The 14,833-nt window shown below is 44.2% G+C and carries 14 protein-coding genes and 1 other annotated feature; of the genes, 8 read left to right on the plus strand and 6 right to left on the minus strand.

Going from position 1 to position 14,833, the window contains the following annotated elements; translation table 11 throughout:
- Positions 1-82: 82 nt before the first annotated feature.
- Complete coding sequence (locus AC2EXB_RS06905; protein ID WP_483604199.1) at positions 83-3,040, minus strand: transglycosylase domain-containing protein; 2,958 nt, start codon at positions 3,038-3,040, stop codon at positions 83-85.
- A gap of 107 nt (positions 3,041-3,147) precedes the next feature.
- Positions 3,148-3,339, plus strand: a binding site (T-box leader).
- A 52-nt stretch (positions 3,340-3,391) separates the two neighbouring features.
- On the opposite strand from AC2EXB_RS06905, the gene tyrS reads away from it, so the two are divergent.
- Positions 3,392-4,657 (plus strand): tyrosine--tRNA ligase, encoded by a 1,266-nt coding sequence (gene tyrS, locus AC2EXB_RS06910; RefSeq protein WP_052652056.1) that lies wholly within the window; start codon positions 3,392-3,394, stop codon positions 4,655-4,657.
- Between the two features lie 44 nt (positions 4,658-4,701).
- On the opposite strand, the gene AC2EXB_RS06915 is transcribed toward tyrS, so the two are convergent.
- On the minus strand, positions 4,702-5,205 hold the full coding sequence (locus AC2EXB_RS06915; RefSeq protein WP_483604200.1) for a hypothetical protein: 504 nt from the start codon (positions 5,203-5,205) through the stop codon (positions 4,702-4,704).
- A 183-nt stretch (positions 5,206-5,388) separates the two neighbouring features.
- Here AC2EXB_RS06915 and AC2EXB_RS06920 point away from each other — a divergent pair, with 183 nt between their 5' ends.
- The 4 genes from AC2EXB_RS06920 (at position 5,389) to AC2EXB_RS06935 (ending at position 7,873) form a co-directional block, all read left to right on the plus strand.
- Positions 5,389-6,030, plus strand: coding sequence for an FMN-dependent NADH-azoreductase (locus tag AC2EXB_RS06920; RefSeq protein WP_052652054.1), 642 nt, complete (start codon positions 5,389-5,391; stop codon positions 6,028-6,030).
- Positions 6,031-6,164: 134 nt separating this feature from the next.
- Positions 6,165-6,782: an NUDIX hydrolase gene (locus AC2EXB_RS06925; protein ID WP_235198866.1), complete on the plus strand. Its 618-nt coding sequence runs from the start codon at positions 6,165-6,167 to the stop codon at positions 6,780-6,782.
- A 24-nt stretch (positions 6,783-6,806) separates the two neighbouring features.
- The gene (locus tag AC2EXB_RS06930) at positions 6,807-7,151 is read left to right on the plus strand and encodes a hypothetical protein (RefSeq protein WP_483604201.1); all 345 of its coding nucleotides are present in this window, start codon (positions 6,807-6,809) and stop codon (positions 7,149-7,151) included.
- Positions 7,152-7,291: 140 nt separating this feature from the next.
- The gene (locus tag AC2EXB_RS06935) at positions 7,292-7,873 is read left to right on the plus strand and encodes a general stress protein (protein WP_235198868.1); all 582 of its coding nucleotides are present in this window, start codon (positions 7,292-7,294) and stop codon (positions 7,871-7,873) included.
- Positions 7,874-7,920: 47 nt separating this feature from the next.
- Here AC2EXB_RS06935 and AC2EXB_RS06940 read toward each other — a convergent pair whose 3' ends face one another.
- Together AC2EXB_RS06940 and AC2EXB_RS06945 are read right to left on the minus strand one after the other, a co-directional pair.
- Positions 7,921-8,727 carry a cobalamin-binding protein gene (locus AC2EXB_RS06940; protein WP_483604202.1) on the minus strand — a complete coding sequence of 269 codons (807 nt, stop codon included), beginning with the start codon at positions 8,725-8,727 and terminating at the stop codon, positions 7,921-7,923.
- Positions 8,728-8,981: 254 nt separating this feature from the next.
- Complete coding sequence (locus tag AC2EXB_RS06945) at positions 8,982-9,497, minus strand: hypothetical protein (protein ID WP_235198870.1); 516 nt, start codon at positions 9,495-9,497, stop codon at positions 8,982-8,984.
- 222 nt (positions 9,498-9,719) lie between these two features.
- Here AC2EXB_RS06945 and AC2EXB_RS06950 point away from each other — a divergent pair, with 222 nt between their 5' ends.
- The 3 genes from AC2EXB_RS06950 (at position 9,720) to nadR (ending at position 12,590) form a co-directional block, all read left to right on the plus strand.
- Positions 9,720-10,568, plus strand: coding sequence for an STAS domain-containing protein (locus AC2EXB_RS06950; protein ID WP_235198871.1), 849 nt, complete (start codon positions 9,720-9,722; stop codon positions 10,566-10,568).
- 242 nt (positions 10,569-10,810) lie between these two features.
- Entirely contained in the window at positions 10,811-11,548 is a 738-nt protein-coding gene (gene pnuC, locus AC2EXB_RS06955; protein WP_235198872.1) for a nicotinamide riboside transporter PnuC, read from the plus strand.
- Position 11,549: 1 nt separating this feature from the next.
- Complete coding sequence (gene nadR / locus AC2EXB_RS06960; protein WP_311195635.1) at positions 11,550-12,590, plus strand: multifunctional transcriptional regulator/nicotinamide-nucleotide adenylyltransferase/ribosylnicotinamide kinase NadR; 1,041 nt, start codon at positions 11,550-11,552, stop codon at positions 12,588-12,590.
- 81 nt (positions 12,591-12,671) lie between these two features.
- Here nadR and AC2EXB_RS06965 read toward each other — a convergent pair whose 3' ends face one another.
- A complete protein-coding gene (locus AC2EXB_RS06965) occupies positions 12,672-13,895 on the minus strand; it encodes an ISL3 family transposase (protein ID WP_483601566.1) in 1,224 nt (407 codons plus the stop codon).
- A gap of 183 nt (positions 13,896-14,078) precedes the next feature.
- Entirely contained in the window at positions 14,079-14,681 is a 603-nt protein-coding gene (gene rpsD, locus AC2EXB_RS06970) for a 30S ribosomal protein S4 (protein ID WP_235198873.1), read from the minus strand.
- Between the last annotated feature and the right edge of the window lie 152 nt (positions 14,682-14,833).

Genomic DNA, 14,833 nt, shown 5'->3' on the forward strand with positions numbered 1-14,833 from the left:
ACAGCCGTTTAGGTTCAACAATTTTAAAAAGAAAAGGCACCAGCTGAGAATTTTTCAGCTGGTGCCTTTTTGGTTATTGATATTACTCTCCGTCGCCTTCTTCCGGTTCAGTTGGTTCTTCCGGAGGAGGAGTGGTACCGCCATCTGCTGGCGGTGGAGTAGTTTCTTCTTCTTCGTCATCTGCAGGAGGCGTTTCGGTTTCTTCCTCTTCATCTGCAGGAGGGGCTGTGTTTTCATCTGGCTGAGCAGGAGCTGCCGGTTTTGGTGCTTCAATGCCCACTGTATTGGATAGTGGCGATTGTTGGCCTGTGATGTCCACAGCTACGACAAAATAGCTGCCTGGACCCGGCAAGGTATAAGAATTCCCGCGAGATTCCGATATGGAAGCGACTAAAGAATTGCCTCCGCCGCTCCGGTAAATACGGTAGCCGACTACATCATTCGAAGCGGAATTGCTCCAAGTTAAAGTTCTTCCGTTTAGCGATGCTTGGACGCCGGATGGAGCGATGCCATCATGGTTTAAAGTCGAACCTGAAACGATGTTTGAGAAGCGTGAATTGCCAGGGAAAAGCTTGCTTGCGTCTCCGCCTAGCTTACCGAGCATACGGTCTATATAAGCTTTGGAAACACCGGCGCCGCCGCTGCTGACAAATTCTCTTGGCGTACTATCCAGTGCCAAGTAACGAGAACCATTTACTGTCGTATAAGAGCCTGAAGTCAAGCTGTCATCTGCTTTTGTCGGAACCATGACGTTGGCATTGAACAAGTCGGCTTTCACTAAGCCGGCACCCGAACATGCACCGCCTGGAGCAAGCCCTGAAATGCTGCAGAATGAGCGGGTTACGACGCCTTCAGGTGCTTTGAACGTTTCTTTAGTGCCGATTAATTCAGGGTTTGTGTCATAAGCGGCATTCATTAAGCGCGCCCATAACTGGTTGACCCGGACAGAAGGCTGCAATTCGCTGTTTGGCCGGTCGTTTAATTGAAACTTCTCCGTTCCATAGCCGAGCCATACGCTCATCGTTACGTTCGGATTCAAGCCGACGATCCATACATCTTTTGCATCTTGGGTAGTCCCGGTTTTACCGGCAAAGTCTGAGCTGAATTTAAGTAAGCTGTTTGCACGGTTACCTGTACCGCGGTCTGTTTTAAAGACATCGCGCATCATATCCGTAAGGATATAAGATGTTTGCGGAGAAAATATTTGTTCTCCGTCTTCTGTATTCTGTTCAAATACGATATTGCCGTCTGCATCTTCAATGCGTTGAATCATGTAGGCATCCTTGTGTTTGCCATTAGCGGCGAACATGGAATAAGCGCTCGTCAATTGTTCAACTGATGCTTCGACACCGCCTCCAAGAGCAGACGGTAAAAAGGCATTGATGTTCTCTTTATTAACAGCGACTCTAGACATTCCTGCTTTTCTCATAAAACTGCTTGGATCTTGATCGTTTATTTGAGAATAGAGGCGAATAGCCGGTAAGTTTTGTGATTCCGCTAAAGCGTTTCGGGCCGGCATGATGCCTTGCTCACTTGTGGAAATAAAGTTGCTTGGTGAATATGGTTTCTGGCCCGAAATGCGCTGGGTAAATTTCACATCGACTACTGGGCTGCCAGCTCCAATTTTTCCGAATTCTATTGCAGGACCATATACGAGCAGTGGTTTAACCGTTGAACCGATCGAACGGAAAGCCTGCGTGGCATGGTTCAATTTCTCAATTTCAAAATCGCGTCCGCCAACAAAGCTTAAAATTTTGCCAGTGCTGTTTTCGATCGTCATACTGCCGACTTGTACGGGATATTGCTTCTGGATCTCTTCTCCTTCTGCGTTGAGAGCAGGAGCTGTCAAAGTCGCACCATATGATTCATAGGACTGGGCCGCTTTTTTTTGTGCATCGAACATTTCCTTGTTGATCGTCGAGTAAATGCGGTAGCCATTCGAACGAACGGCACGGTCTGCCAAAATGGCATATTCTTCGTACAATTTATCATTTTCTTCTAATGTAGCAGGGTCGATTCCATTTTGTTCAGCGAGTACATCCATAATGATGCGGGAAGCACGTTTTTCAAGTTCCACTGTGATGTGAGGGTATTTCTCATAAGAACGCTGTTCGTCCAAACGGAAATCTTTTTTGATGTCATAAGCGATTGCTTCATCGTATTCTTTTTGGGTAATGTATTCTGTTTCCTTCATCCGGAATAGCACCGTCTTCATTCGGTCAATTCCGTGCTGCAATCCTTCATCGTCTTTCGGATCACCGTTCGATGTATAAGGCGTATAGCGGAAAGGCGCTTTCGGGATCCCGGCAATAAAGGCTGCTTGCGGCAAATTCAACTCACTTGCGGATACGTTGAACAAACCGTTTGCTGCAGTTTCAATCCCGGCAATATTCGCGCCGGAAGAGTTTCTTCCGTAAGGGATGATATTTAAATAGGCTTCTAAAATCTCATCTTTCGACATGAATTTTTCGAGGCGCATCGCAAGCAAAATTTCTTTGGCTTTTCGTTCGTAGGATACCTCATTGGTTAAAATTTGGTTCTTGATCAACTGCTGCGTCAATGTCGATCCGCCTGTTTGGCTGTCAGAGTTTGAAACATCTTGGAACAATCCACGGAAAATCGCTTTTGGCACGATTCCGTCATGTTCTAGGAAGTATTCATCCTCTGTCGCAAGAACCGCGTCAATTGCAAATTTTGAAACCTTATCGAGCTTTGTTTCTTTCCGTTCTAAATCAGTGCGTAATTTACCGATATAGACTTCGTTGTCAAAAAACATCTCAGAGGTTTCGGCATAGCTGTAAATTTCACCGCGCATTTCATCCGGCGTACGAAGTTTTTCTTCGTCCACCAGGGAAGCGAAATAACCGGCTCCAACGGAAGCGGCAAATACACCGCCGACGACAAATATAATTGCAAGCAAAATAGCTAAGTTCCATAGCACACCACTAGTGATGCTCAGTCGCTTTGCCCATTTTGCGGAAGTCCATCGATTGTAAGTTTCTTCGGTTTTCCTAAGGCCGTCCCTTATCTTTTCAAGCACTTTATCAACCTCCTAAAATCTCGCTTTATTATAGCATATTCACACAAAAGCAACTAAAAAGATTGACAATATGTCATAATAAAGTAAACTAACTAATATATTTTCATATTCAAACGATGAAGAGTCCGAAGTAGGCTTTGCAAAATTTGTAGAGAGAGCCGGTGGTTGGTGCAAACCGGTCAAAGTGCAGCAGCTGAATTACAGTCTTGGAGTTTACGGAAGTGCCCCGTACGGCACATATTGAGTCGGGAGAATCAGATTCTCCAAGCTGGGTGGTACCGCGCAAAAGCGTCCCTGCATGAATTTCATGCAGGGGCTTTTTTTATTAGCTGAAACAAGGAGGAAATGGAAATGGCAAATGCATTATTGGAAGATTTAAAGTGGAGAGGCTTGCTTTACCAGCAAACCGACGAAGAAGGCATGGAGAAATTGCTGGATGAACAGAAGATTTCGTTGTACTGCGGTGTAGACCCGACAGCGGATAGCATGCACATTGGCCATATCGTGCCGCTATTGACATTGCGACGTTTTCAGACGCACGGGCATCAGCCGATTCTTTTAGTCGGCGGAGCTACCGGCATGATCGGCGATCCCTCTGGAAGAAATGAAGAGCGCCAACTGCAGACAACGGAACAGATTGATAAGAACGTGGAAGGCATTAAAGTCCAAATGGAACAAATTTTTGATTTTGCTTCTGAAAATGGTGCGAAAATGGTCAACAACCGCGACTGGATAGGGCAGATGAGCATTATTGAATTCTTGCGCGACTACGGAAAATTGATTTCCGTGAATTACATGTTGGCAAAAGATTCGGTTGCATCACGTTTGGAACAGGGAATTTCTTTCACGGAATTCTCATATACATTGATTCAGGCAATTGACTACAACCACTTGTACAACCATTACAATTGCCGCGTTCAAATCGGCGGTTCTGATCAATGGGGGAATATCACATCAGGGCTTGAAGTGATTCGCAAAACACATGATGAAGAAGCGAAAGCTTTTGGCATCACGATTCCGTTAGTGACGAAAGCGGACGGAACGAAGTTCGGGAAGTCGGCAGGCGGCGCTGTTTGGCTCGATGCGAAAAAGACTTCTCCTTACGAGTTCTACCAGTTCTGGATCAATACAGCGGATGCAGATGTCATCAAATACTTGAAGATTTTCACATTCCTCGACCGCGAAGAAATTGAAGCTCTTGAAACCACAGTGGAAACGGAAGCGCATTTGCGTAAAGCGCAAACGGTTTTAGCTGAAGAAATGACCAAATTGATCCACGGCGAAAAAGCGCTTGAAGATGCGCAGCGCATCACGAAAGCCTTGTTCAGCGGAGATTTGAAGGCTTTATCAGCAGAGGAAATGCGCGCTGCTTTTAAAGATGTGCCATCAGTTGAACTCGCGAAAGAAGCGAAGTCGATTGTCGACTTGATCGTCGAAGCAGGCATTTCTTCATCCAAACGCCAAGCGCGGGAAGATGTCACAAACGGCGCAATTTCGGTAAACGGGGAAAAAGTCACCGACCTTGACTACATCATCGATGAAAAAGACCGGTTGGAAGATGCGTTTTCCATCATCCGCCGGGGCAAGAAAAAATACCATATGGTTCAGTTTAGTTAATAAATAAAGGCAAAATGCGGCTTCCATTGGGAAGCCGCATTTTTTTAATCCGCTTTTGTTTCAAGTGTTTTTTCTTTCTTCATCAATTGAATAAGCTGATAGCCGTCAGATGGGCGTCCGGCATATGGCCCCATCCATTTCGGATAGATGACCGGGATGGATGTACCGGCAAATAGCCAAAGATTCACATACATGAAACCTTTCGTGAAATTCTGCAGGTCCCAATTCGTCAGCTGATTTAAAGCGGCGAAAGACAAAAGTGCAAGGCTTAATGAAGCGGCAGGACCACCTGCCAAAAATAAGAAGCGTTGAATTTTTGATCGTTTTTCTTTCGGTTTTGAAAATGCACAAAATCCGTAATAAGCCCACCGGATATGAAACGAAACTTTTCCGAACCGAAAATTTTCTTTATTGCTGTCATCCAACGGACCTAGGTAGACGCTCACTTTTTCTTTGGATATCAGAGCACTGCCAATTGCATGCCCGGCTTCATGAAGAAGGACTGCAATCGGAAGGCCCGCCAAATAAATCAATACAAATGAAATCATGCCATCCCTCCTGGTCTTAATACGGAGCTAGAATCGAAAGGTTTCACCAGTAAATGGAAAAAGTCATAAAATGTTCACGAAACGAATATCTTGAAGTCAGGATAAGTCGTCTGACAACAAAAAAATACGTATTTATTATATGATAGGGGATGTGAATATAATTTATTGGAGGAATTTGAACAAATGAATGTATTAGTAGTAAAAGCGAACAACCGTCCGGCAACTGAAGGCATTTCAAGCAAGATGTACGAAACTTTCATGGAGTCGGTGAAAGATAATAAAGACTTGAACGTAACAACTTATGATGTGTACGAAGAAGATATGCCTTATTTCGGCCAAGATCTTTTCAATGCATTCGGCAAATTGCAAAATGAAGAAGAATTGACAGATATCGAACAACGTCTATTAGCAGCGAAGCAAAAAGCAATGGATGCCATTTCTGCAGCTGACCTTGTGGTATTTGCATTCCCATTATGGAATTTGACGATTCCTGCTAAATTGCATACATTTATCGACTATGTGTATGCCGCTGGATTTGCATTCAAATACGATGCAGAAGGCAATATGATTCAATTGATGACAGACAAAAAAGCGATTTTCTTGAATGCACGCGGAGGCGTTTACTCTTCACCAGAAGCGGCACCGATGGAAATGGCTGTAAACTATATGCGCAATGTTTTCGGCGGCGTGTTCGGCATGCAAATCGTTGATGAAGTCATCATCGAAGGCCATAACGCAACACCTGACAAAGCGGCACAGATTATCGAAGAAGGCCTTGAGCGCGTGAAAGAGGCAGCTTCTAAATTGGTTCACCAAAACGCATAATCAACTGAAGAAGCGCTTAACCGTCTATCGAGCAATTTTGCTTGGTAGGCGGTTTTTTGTATTTTAAAGAGGAATAGTGGCATTCCGCAGAGAATGCAGTTAAGAGGATATTATTAGTTGAATCGAGGGATTTGATGAGTACAAAATGGTTGGAATGGGCTAAACGCATTCAGTCTCTGTCTCAAGCCGGGTTAACTTACTCGAAAGATGTATACGATATGGAGCGTTTTGAAGAATTGCGCACTATCAGTACAGAAATTATGGCTGAACATACCGAAGTGGAAATGGAAAAGATCAAAGACTTATTTGCGAGTGAAAAAGGTTACCAAACCCCCAAGGTGGATGTCCGGGGAGCCGTATTCAGAGATGGGAAAATTTTATTGGTCAAAGAGAAAGTCGACAATAAATGGGCGCTTCCAGGCGGCTTTTGTGATATCGGCCTATCCCCAAGCGAGAATATTGTGAAAGAAATAAGGGAAGAGTCCGGTTTTCTAGCTGTTCCAGTAAAACTATTGGCTCTTTTGGATATGAATAAACACGGACATCCGCCGCAGCCCTATCATTATTATAAATTATTTGTTCAATGCGAAATTGTAGGAGGTAGGGCATCATTTGGAGTAGAGACGGACGGAGTCGAATTTTTCCCAGCTGCTGCTTTACCTGAACTTTCTTTGAATCGGAACACAGAAGCTCAAATCGAGATGCTTTTTTCGTTTTTACATCATCCAGAAAAAGCAGCGGTTTTGGATTGAATTTAAACGTAAGGTGGGATATGGATGAAGCGGCAGCATGCGGGTTTGGGAATAATAATAGCGGCACTTGCAGCTTGTATGCCTACAAGCCCGATTATCGAGAAAGAAATAGAAAAAATCGATATTCGCTGTCTGGAAACAGAGGAGTTAATTGAAATAACAGATCCGGTCCGTTTACAGGCCGTAAAAGAGGAAATCAATTCAAGCAAACGAGAAGGAACAGAAGAGTTCGAACTGGCGGAAGGCCATACTGCAACATTGCGATTTGATGATGGCAGTGAATGGGAGATGACGTTTTATCCTTCAGGGCATGCGGTGATTGAAGGATATTATGCCCGTTCAGAACTTGAAGATTTTTGTAAAGAATAAAGGTACATAAAAAGGAAAGGTTCGGCTAAACATCGGTTGTTTATAAAAAGAAGTTAAATAGATAAACAGGAATGTTTACCTCCTCTATCTGCGGGTAATTTATCACTATGGCAGAACATAATCCAGAGGAGGCGTTCAGAATGGCAAAACAAAGAGTAGCAGGATCGTATCAATCGGAAAGTGAAGCAATTGCCGCGATAGAGGATTTAAAGCGGCAAGGCTACCGTTCAGAAGATATATCCGTATTGAGCAAGGATAAAAGAGAAGCTGAAAATATTATGGAAGAAACCGATACGCATGTCGAAGAAGGTGCAGCGGCAGGGGCTTTAACAGGCGGCGCATTGGGTGGCCTTGGCGGTGTGCTCGCTGGGCTCGGAGCTTTGGCCATTCCCGGAATCGGTCCGATCGTGGCAGCGGGACCCATTGTCGCTGGGTTGACTGGAGCTGCAGCTGGAGCGGGCATCGGTGGTTTAGCTGGCGCTTTAATCGGGATGGGCATTCCGGAAGACGAAGCGCAGCGGTACGAATCACAATTTAATGAAGGCAGCATATTGGTTTTAGTGGAAGACCAGGAAGATTTCATTCCAGACCACAATGACCGAGATGGCTTTGTGGATAATAAAGATCCACTGATCGGCGGAAATTCTTCAACGACCATTAGAGGCGATCAAGGCCTAGATGACGCGCGTTCAATTGAAAAACGTGGACCTGCGGGACTTTAAAAAACGAAATAGATAAAAACGAGCAGCCGATTTGCGGCTGCTCGTTTTTACATTTGTTTCGCTTTGATGAATTGCGGCAATTCCATATCACCATACTGATCCGGATGAAGCAGTTTTCCGAGCTTTACTGCTCCTTCGATTAAGCGGGGAGAAGGCCGGCAATACAACTCTTCTTCCATTACATGAATGTTGTCATAGCCTTTCAGTTCGTCCCAGCCAGGGCGTTTGCGGACAAGTTCCGGTTTAACTTTGGAGGTCATGATGCCAACCCAGGCGAGAAGAATATAATCAGGGTTTCGTGTGTGTACATCTTCCCAATCAGTTTGGATATTTGCAGATTCAATGTCTTCAAAAACATTTTGTCCGCCGGCTAGCTTGCTGATTTGAGTCAGCCAATTGATGCGGCCTGGCGTGAAAACGGGCTTCGGCCACCATTCCCAGTAAAGGGAAGGACGAGAAGCAACAGTTGCCGCTCGCTTTTTTAAATCAGCGACAACAGATAGAAATTCCTGTTGAATGGGAACAGCGTCTATGCCGCAAGCTTCGCCAATTGTTAAAAGGTCATGGCCAATTTCCTCTAAAGTTTGAGGATCCAACACCAGGTGCGGAATCTTCCTTTTTACCAATTCTTCCACATTTCTTTCCATTCCAGGTACGCTAAGAGAAGCCAGGACCAAATCTGGTTTCAATGCTTCGAGCTCATCCATTCGAATCGATAAATCAGGGCCAAGCCGAGGCAAATGCGTAATCGAACCCGGCCAATCGGAATAGTCATCGATTCCTACAAGCAAATCCTCTCCTCCTAAGAAAGCGAGCAGCTCTGTATTGCTTGGGCAAATTGAAATAATTCGCATTATCTGCACCTCCGTTTTAACCAGTCTACCATTAAAAAAATCCCTCTGCCAAACAGGCAAAGGGACTCATAGAAGAAGACAGTCATACAGAGTTTGGCATTCCGCCGCTATTGCTGATAGTTGGGAATCGGTAACAGGTAACTTGGGAACGGGTGATGGGTCATGGGTTTGGCCATTTCCTGTTCGAGTAAGTGCACCGAAGTGCAGCAATTTTCTTCCTCTATGCCTTGAAGCGGAGTCTCACCCCTTCAAGGTTAAAAATATGTTGAACCATCGAAATCAAGTGCTATCGTATAATTTTTAGCGTTGACGGCATTCGATAGCCGGTTCGCCTGGCGTTCATTTTCAAGTGCTTTTAAGCGATATTCCTCGGGATCGAATAAGGCGACTCTGATAAGCGCCGCAGCCTCGCCGAAATTATAAGGAAATTCCTCTTTTTTAGAAGCGCCAAAAACTTTGTAGAGGCGGGCTTTTGCGCGAAGCTGGGTAGCATATTCAATCGCCTCAACGATAGTTAGGGCTTCGCCGTTGAATTCGATGACATGCGAAATGTTTGCTTCATACATTAATTTGTCCAATGTCCTAAAATCCTTGCGGACGTTTTCCAAATCGTATTCAGCATCTGCGATTGAACGAGCTTGTTTAGGCAAGCTGCCCCCTTTTTCAATCTCTGCAAAAGAGACACGCACCATTTCCTCTTCCAATTCGTGAATCCGCTTTGCCAAAATGCTTTTTAATTTGACTGCCTCTGCAAGTGAAACTTTCGCCATATGCCTTACCTCATTTCAGTTTTCATGATAGTACAAGATTAGCACCTCCACTATAAATCGACAACAAAAAGGGAAAGAATAAAAAATGTCACGGTTATAATTATGCACTTGCTGGGAGAATCGTATATTATTACATTAAGAACATTTAATTTAGAAACTAAGGTGATTTTCAAGGCAAATTAGCCTGTCCGAAAATGCCTCTGGATGCAAAGGGAGAGACATATGCTCAAAAATCAGGGTTTGTATCATTATTTGACTGAACGTACATGGGAACTAACTGAAAAATGGTATGAAGGGTTGGACAAGAACAAAGGAGGAGTCTACAGCTCGACAGACCCTGAAAAAATTAAAACTTTAAAGCATCAGAACCATGAATTCCACGTGCGTTTCTGTGCAATGTTTGAAAAAGACAAAGATGAGTTTTTTGCAGGATTCCAAGATTGGATTGAAACGATTGCAAAAGATGAAGACCATCTTTCAACTCCTGTCGTAAGCGTACTTGGCGAATTTTTCCGTACGCAAGAACAATACCTGCAAATGATCGGAGCTTACGCTAAAGAAAATGAAGACAAAGTCAACATTGAGCAATTAAACGAATGGAATATTGCGGTAGTGAATGCGATCACTTCGGTCATTCTCGAATTCACTTCCCAAAACACAAAAGCCGCTCAAGAGCGTCTATACGCTCAACAGCAGATGATCATTGAGATGAGTGCACCGGTCATTTTGCTGACGAAGCATTCAGGTTTTCTTCCGCTCATCGGTGAAATCACGACCCACCGTGCGCAAATCATTTTTGAGAAAACGCTGCGCCAGAGCGCCAAACACAATATCGAAAAACTGTTTATTGATCTGTCAGGGGTGCCAATCATCGATACGATGGTGGCGCAGCAAGTTTTCCAGTTGATCAATGGGTTGAAAATTATTGGAGTCAAAACAGCCTTGTCCGGATTAAGCCCGGTGATTGCTCAAACGGCAGTCCATCTCGGGATTAAATTTGTCGACATTGAAGTTTACAATACATTGGCACAGGCATTAAAAGAAAATGGCATTTCGTTAATAGATGGATAAGGATGATTCCTTTAGACGTCGCCTTCGTTGTTAGTTGAATTCAACAACGAAGGCGGCGTTTTTTAATTAACTCTTTTTTATGAAAGAAATGTAAAATTATTCTAAAAAAATAATGCATCTTACTTTTTCGAAGAAGTATACTGATGAATGGAGGAGGAAACAGAAACGCATCAAGCGGCATGGAGTGGAAAGGGCAATCCGTAAGTGAAGTTACTAGCTTATACAAATGGGAGGACTAAAGAATGGTCGGTACTGCTGCACTTTCAAAAAGGAAAAAGTTTTTTGAAGATTGGAGTCTGTTTGAAAAAAGTTGGTTGGTTATTTTCGCTGCTATCAACATCTATTTATTTTTTGCCTGGGATGATACACTCCTCGGTCTAATCAGTTCATTGACGGGAATGTTTTGTGTATTGCTAGTGGCAAAAGGGAAAATCAGCAATTATTATTTCGGAATGATCCAGACATCTACATACGCTTATATTTCTTTCACTTACGGATTGTATGGAGAAGCCATGCTCAATGGGCTTTTCTATTTCCCGGTGCAGTTTATCGGATTATATCTCTGGCACCGCAACAGCATCAAAAATAAAGACAGCGTCCAAGGGGAAGACGTAGCCGTCAAACTAATGAGCGTCCAATCGTGGGTCTACTCAATTATTGCAGTAATTGCCGGTACCGCTTTATATGCCATTTTGCTACAGCTCATTGGCGGAAGAACTGTGGGTTTGGATTCTGCGACGACGATTCTTTCTGTTATGGCACAAATCCTGATGCTTAAACGATTTGCTGAACAATGGCTTATATGGATTTTGGTAAATGTTTTGTCCATTGCACTATGGGTGATCACGCTCGATGCATCGGGCGGCAATGATTATACGCTGGTCGTCATGTGGACCGCATTTTTGTTCAACTCGATTTACGGCTATTTCAACTGGAGAAAAATGGCTAAGAAACAGGTTTTAGAAAAGGAGAACATTTAATATGCCAATGGGAAAAGTCGGGATGTATGGAGGGAAATTTCTGATCGTACATCAAGGGCATGTCAGCGCAATGATTCGAGCCAGTACAATGGTCGAAGAATTGCATGTCATGATTACACATGACGAAGAATACGAAAAGGAATTTTACTTTAAAGGCACGACAATGAAACCCATTCCATTCCACCAACGGCTTCGGTGGTGGAATGAACTGACAAAAGACTTGCCGCATGTTAAAGTTCATGCGATTTCAGAAAAGCAGACAGGTGAATTTTCGGATTGGGAACAAGGGGCCGAAAGCATTAAAGAAGCTATCGGAAAAGAGATTGATGCGGTTTTCAGTTCAGAGCCGGAATATGGAGCGCATTTCGAGAAGCTTTACCCAAAAGCCGAACACATTATTCTGGATGCAGAGCGGCGCACGTATCCGGTATCCGCTACGCAGATCCGGGAAGAAGGGGCGATGAAACATTGGGGAATCATCCCGCATGTCGTCCAACCGTATTTTGTCCGAAAAATTGTAGTGGTGGGAACTGAAAGTGCCGGGAAGTCAACTTTAGTAAAAAATTTGGCCAATCTGTACAATACGAGTTATGTAGAAGAATACGGACGGAAATTTTACGAAAACATTGGCGCTGAAATTGCCATCGAATCCGATTTTCCTAAAATAGCGTTCGAACATAAATACCATGAAGAAGAGCAGGCTAAACGAGCCAATAAATTGCTTTTCATTGATACAGAAGCAAACGTGACTCAATACTTTTCCTGGGCTTACCTTGGATATGAGCAGCCCGTATTAGATCAGGTGGCCGATCTCCAAGATTATGATTTATGGCTATTCTTAGAGCCGGATGTAAAATGGGTGGATGACGGCATGCGTTCCTTCGGAGACCAATCCATACGGGAACAGAACAATGCCTATCTTAAACGGCTGCTGGATAAACGCGATATCCGCTATCATTCGATTAGCGGCGATTATAACGAACGGTTGGAACAAGCGATCGAACTTGTGGATGGAGTACTGGAAGAAAAACTTTATTCATAATCTGGATTAAACAGCAAAAAATGGCTTCCTTTAAAAGGGGTTCTCCGTCAAATGTTGGGGTGAGGTGAAATCTTCCTCACCCTAACCAACGTGAACTCCCATATTCTTATACTTGTGTGTCAGTAGTATTTTGGCGCGGGCGCGTTCGAAATTCTGAAAGCCGAACGCGTTCCGCTTAATCACTTTTGTCAGGTTATTGATGCCTTCCAAGAAACCATTGGAATACTTGAACGAGAAGCTGTTCAAGATTTCCGTCTGCCAGTTTCGGAAGGTGCCCATGGCTTTCTGGAACTCGGGAATGCCCGCTTGTTCCACCAGCCGATAAAATTCCAGCAACGCTTCTTTGGTCTTGAGGATTTCCTCGGGATCTCTTTTTTTGCTTGCCTGAAACCACCTGCAATACGCTTCCTTCAGTTCGTAAGCTCGTTTGAGCTCCTCATCCATTTCAAGATACCGCTTCAAGTACCAACGGTCCTTTTCGGTTAACTTCTCACTGTTTTTGTAAAAGACGTAGCGCATCCGTTTGCCTTTTTTGCGGTCATAGTCGTTCCAACTTTTCTGCACGCGTCTGCGGACCGCGTCCAGCGCCCAGTAAATGTACCGGCAGAAGTGGAAGCGATCGGCGATGATCACCGGTTTGCCGAGTGCTTTTTTGACCGCGGCTTTAAAGGAATGGCTCATGTCCATGACGACGATTTCCACCGCAGCTCCGTGCTGTTGGAGATACTGTTTGATCGTCTCTTTTTTCCGGTTGGGCAGGATATCGATCGGTTCTCTCGTTTCGCCATCGGCGATAATCAGTTGGTACTTTCCTTCACGGGTGTCGCCTTTGTATTCGTCGATGGCGATCACACGCGGTAATTTTGCGGTTTCAGTAACTTCCTGGAGCGCCACCAGATCGAAACGCCGAACGATGGTCGAAGCGGAAGCGCCGTATTGTCCGGCCACTTCCTTGAACGTTTTCGCCTTGACGCTGCGCACATGAACCGCTTGGTTCCACTCTTTTGAGAACCGTTGATAGCGATCGATGAATGAATTCTTCTCGGCAAATTTCTTGCCACACGCCCCGCAAGCATAACGTCTTTTCTTGTAAAACAGGTAGGTCAGCCGTTCAAACCATTTCAGGTGCTTAATCTTTTGGATGCGGTAATCGTGGACACGCCGGGTCTTTTCCTGGCAGCGCGGACAGCTTTGGGCCCCCACCTCCAACTCCACATGTAGCGCCACACGGTCCTCCACTTGTTCCATTTTCGTTATTTTCACATCTTCTAATCCGGGAAATTTCATGGTAAAATTCAAGTGCACGCATCTCCTCTTCTTTACTTGTTATTCGACATTTCAAGTATAAAAGAATTTGGAGATTGCGTGTCTTTTTTTGGGCCGAATTGTTTCAACACCCCAACAATTAGTGTAGAACCTTAAAAGGGAGCCATTTTGTTTCCATAAAAAAACCTCGAACCGGCGGACCGGTTCGAGGTTTTTTAACAATTAACGTGAGTAGTACTCAACGATCAACTGTTCGTTGATTTCCGCAGATAATTCGCTGCGCTCTGGAAGGCGTACGAAAGTTCCTGTTTTGCTATCAGTATCGATAGTTACATATTCAGGTACGAAGTTGCTTACTTCGATTGCTTCATTAACTACATCAAGGTTGTTAGATTTTTCACGGAAAGCAATTGTTTGTCCTGGTTTTACGCTGTATGACGGGATGTCAAGGCGTTTGCCATCAACAAGGATGTGACCGTGGTTAACTAATTGACGAGCTTGGCGGCGAGTGCGCGCAAGACCTAAACGATAAACAACGTTATCAAGGCGAGCTTCAAGCAAGATCATGAAGTTTTCACCGTGTTTACCTGGCATTTTGCCAGCTTTGTTGAATAGAGTTTTGAATTGGCGTTCAGTTACACCGTACATGAAACGAAGTTTTTGTTTTTCTTGAAGTTGCAAACCATACTCAGAAACTTTTCTGCGTTGGTTAGCACCGTGTTGACCTGGTGCGTAAGGGCGTTTTTCTAATTCTTTACCTGTGCCAGTTAGTGAAACTCCTAAGCGGCGTGACAGTTTCCATGATGGACCTGTATAACGAGACATATATGTCTCCTCCTCTTTTTTGGTTTTTGAAGTAAAATAAAAACCAGATGCATTCATGCTGTAAGCCATTTTGTTTTCATGTACCTTCGCTCTGCAGCCATGAGTTACGCGATACACCTATTCATATAGGAACAAAATGGTCAAACACGCAC

This window comes from Planococcus alkaliphilus, assembly GCF_057031095.1.

Coding starts and splice junctions, on each gene's coding strand:
- AC2EXB_RS06925 (WP_235198866.1), top strand. CDS start 6,165: ATGAGTACAAAATGGTTGGAATGGGCTAAACGCATTCAGTCTCTGTCT.
- nadR (WP_311195635.1), top strand. CDS start 11,550: ATGCCAATGGGAAAAGTCGGGATGTATGGAGGGAAATTTCTGATCGTA.
- AC2EXB_RS06915 (WP_483604200.1), bottom strand. CDS start 5,205: ATGATTTCATTTGTATTGATTTATTTGGCGGGCCTTCCGATTGCAGTC.
- tyrS (WP_052652056.1), top strand. CDS start 3,392: ATGGCAAATGCATTATTGGAAGATTTAAAGTGGAGAGGCTTGCTTTAC.
- AC2EXB_RS06935 (WP_235198868.1), top strand. CDS start 7,292: ATGGCAAAACAAAGAGTAGCAGGATCGTATCAATCGGAAAGTGAAGCA.
- AC2EXB_RS06940 (WP_483604202.1), bottom strand. CDS start 8,727: ATGCGAATTATTTCAATTTGCCCAAGCAATACAGAGCTGCTCGCTTTC.
- AC2EXB_RS06950 (WP_235198871.1), top strand. CDS start 9,720: ATGCTCAAAAATCAGGGTTTGTATCATTATTTGACTGAACGTACATGG.
- pnuC (WP_235198872.1), top strand. CDS start 10,811: ATGGTCGGTACTGCTGCACTTTCAAAAAGGAAAAAGTTTTTTGAAGAT.
- rpsD (WP_235198873.1), bottom strand. CDS start 14,681: ATGTCTCGTTATACAGGTCCATCATGGAAACTGTCACGCCGCTTAGGA.
- AC2EXB_RS06945 (WP_235198870.1), bottom strand. CDS start 9,497: ATGGCGAAAGTTTCACTTGCAGAGGCAGTCAAATTAAAAAGCATTTTG.
- AC2EXB_RS06920 (WP_052652054.1), top strand. CDS start 5,389: ATGAATGTATTAGTAGTAAAAGCGAACAACCGTCCGGCAACTGAAGGC.
- AC2EXB_RS06930 (WP_483604201.1), top strand. CDS start 6,807: ATGAAGCGGCAGCATGCGGGTTTGGGAATAATAATAGCGGCACTTGCA.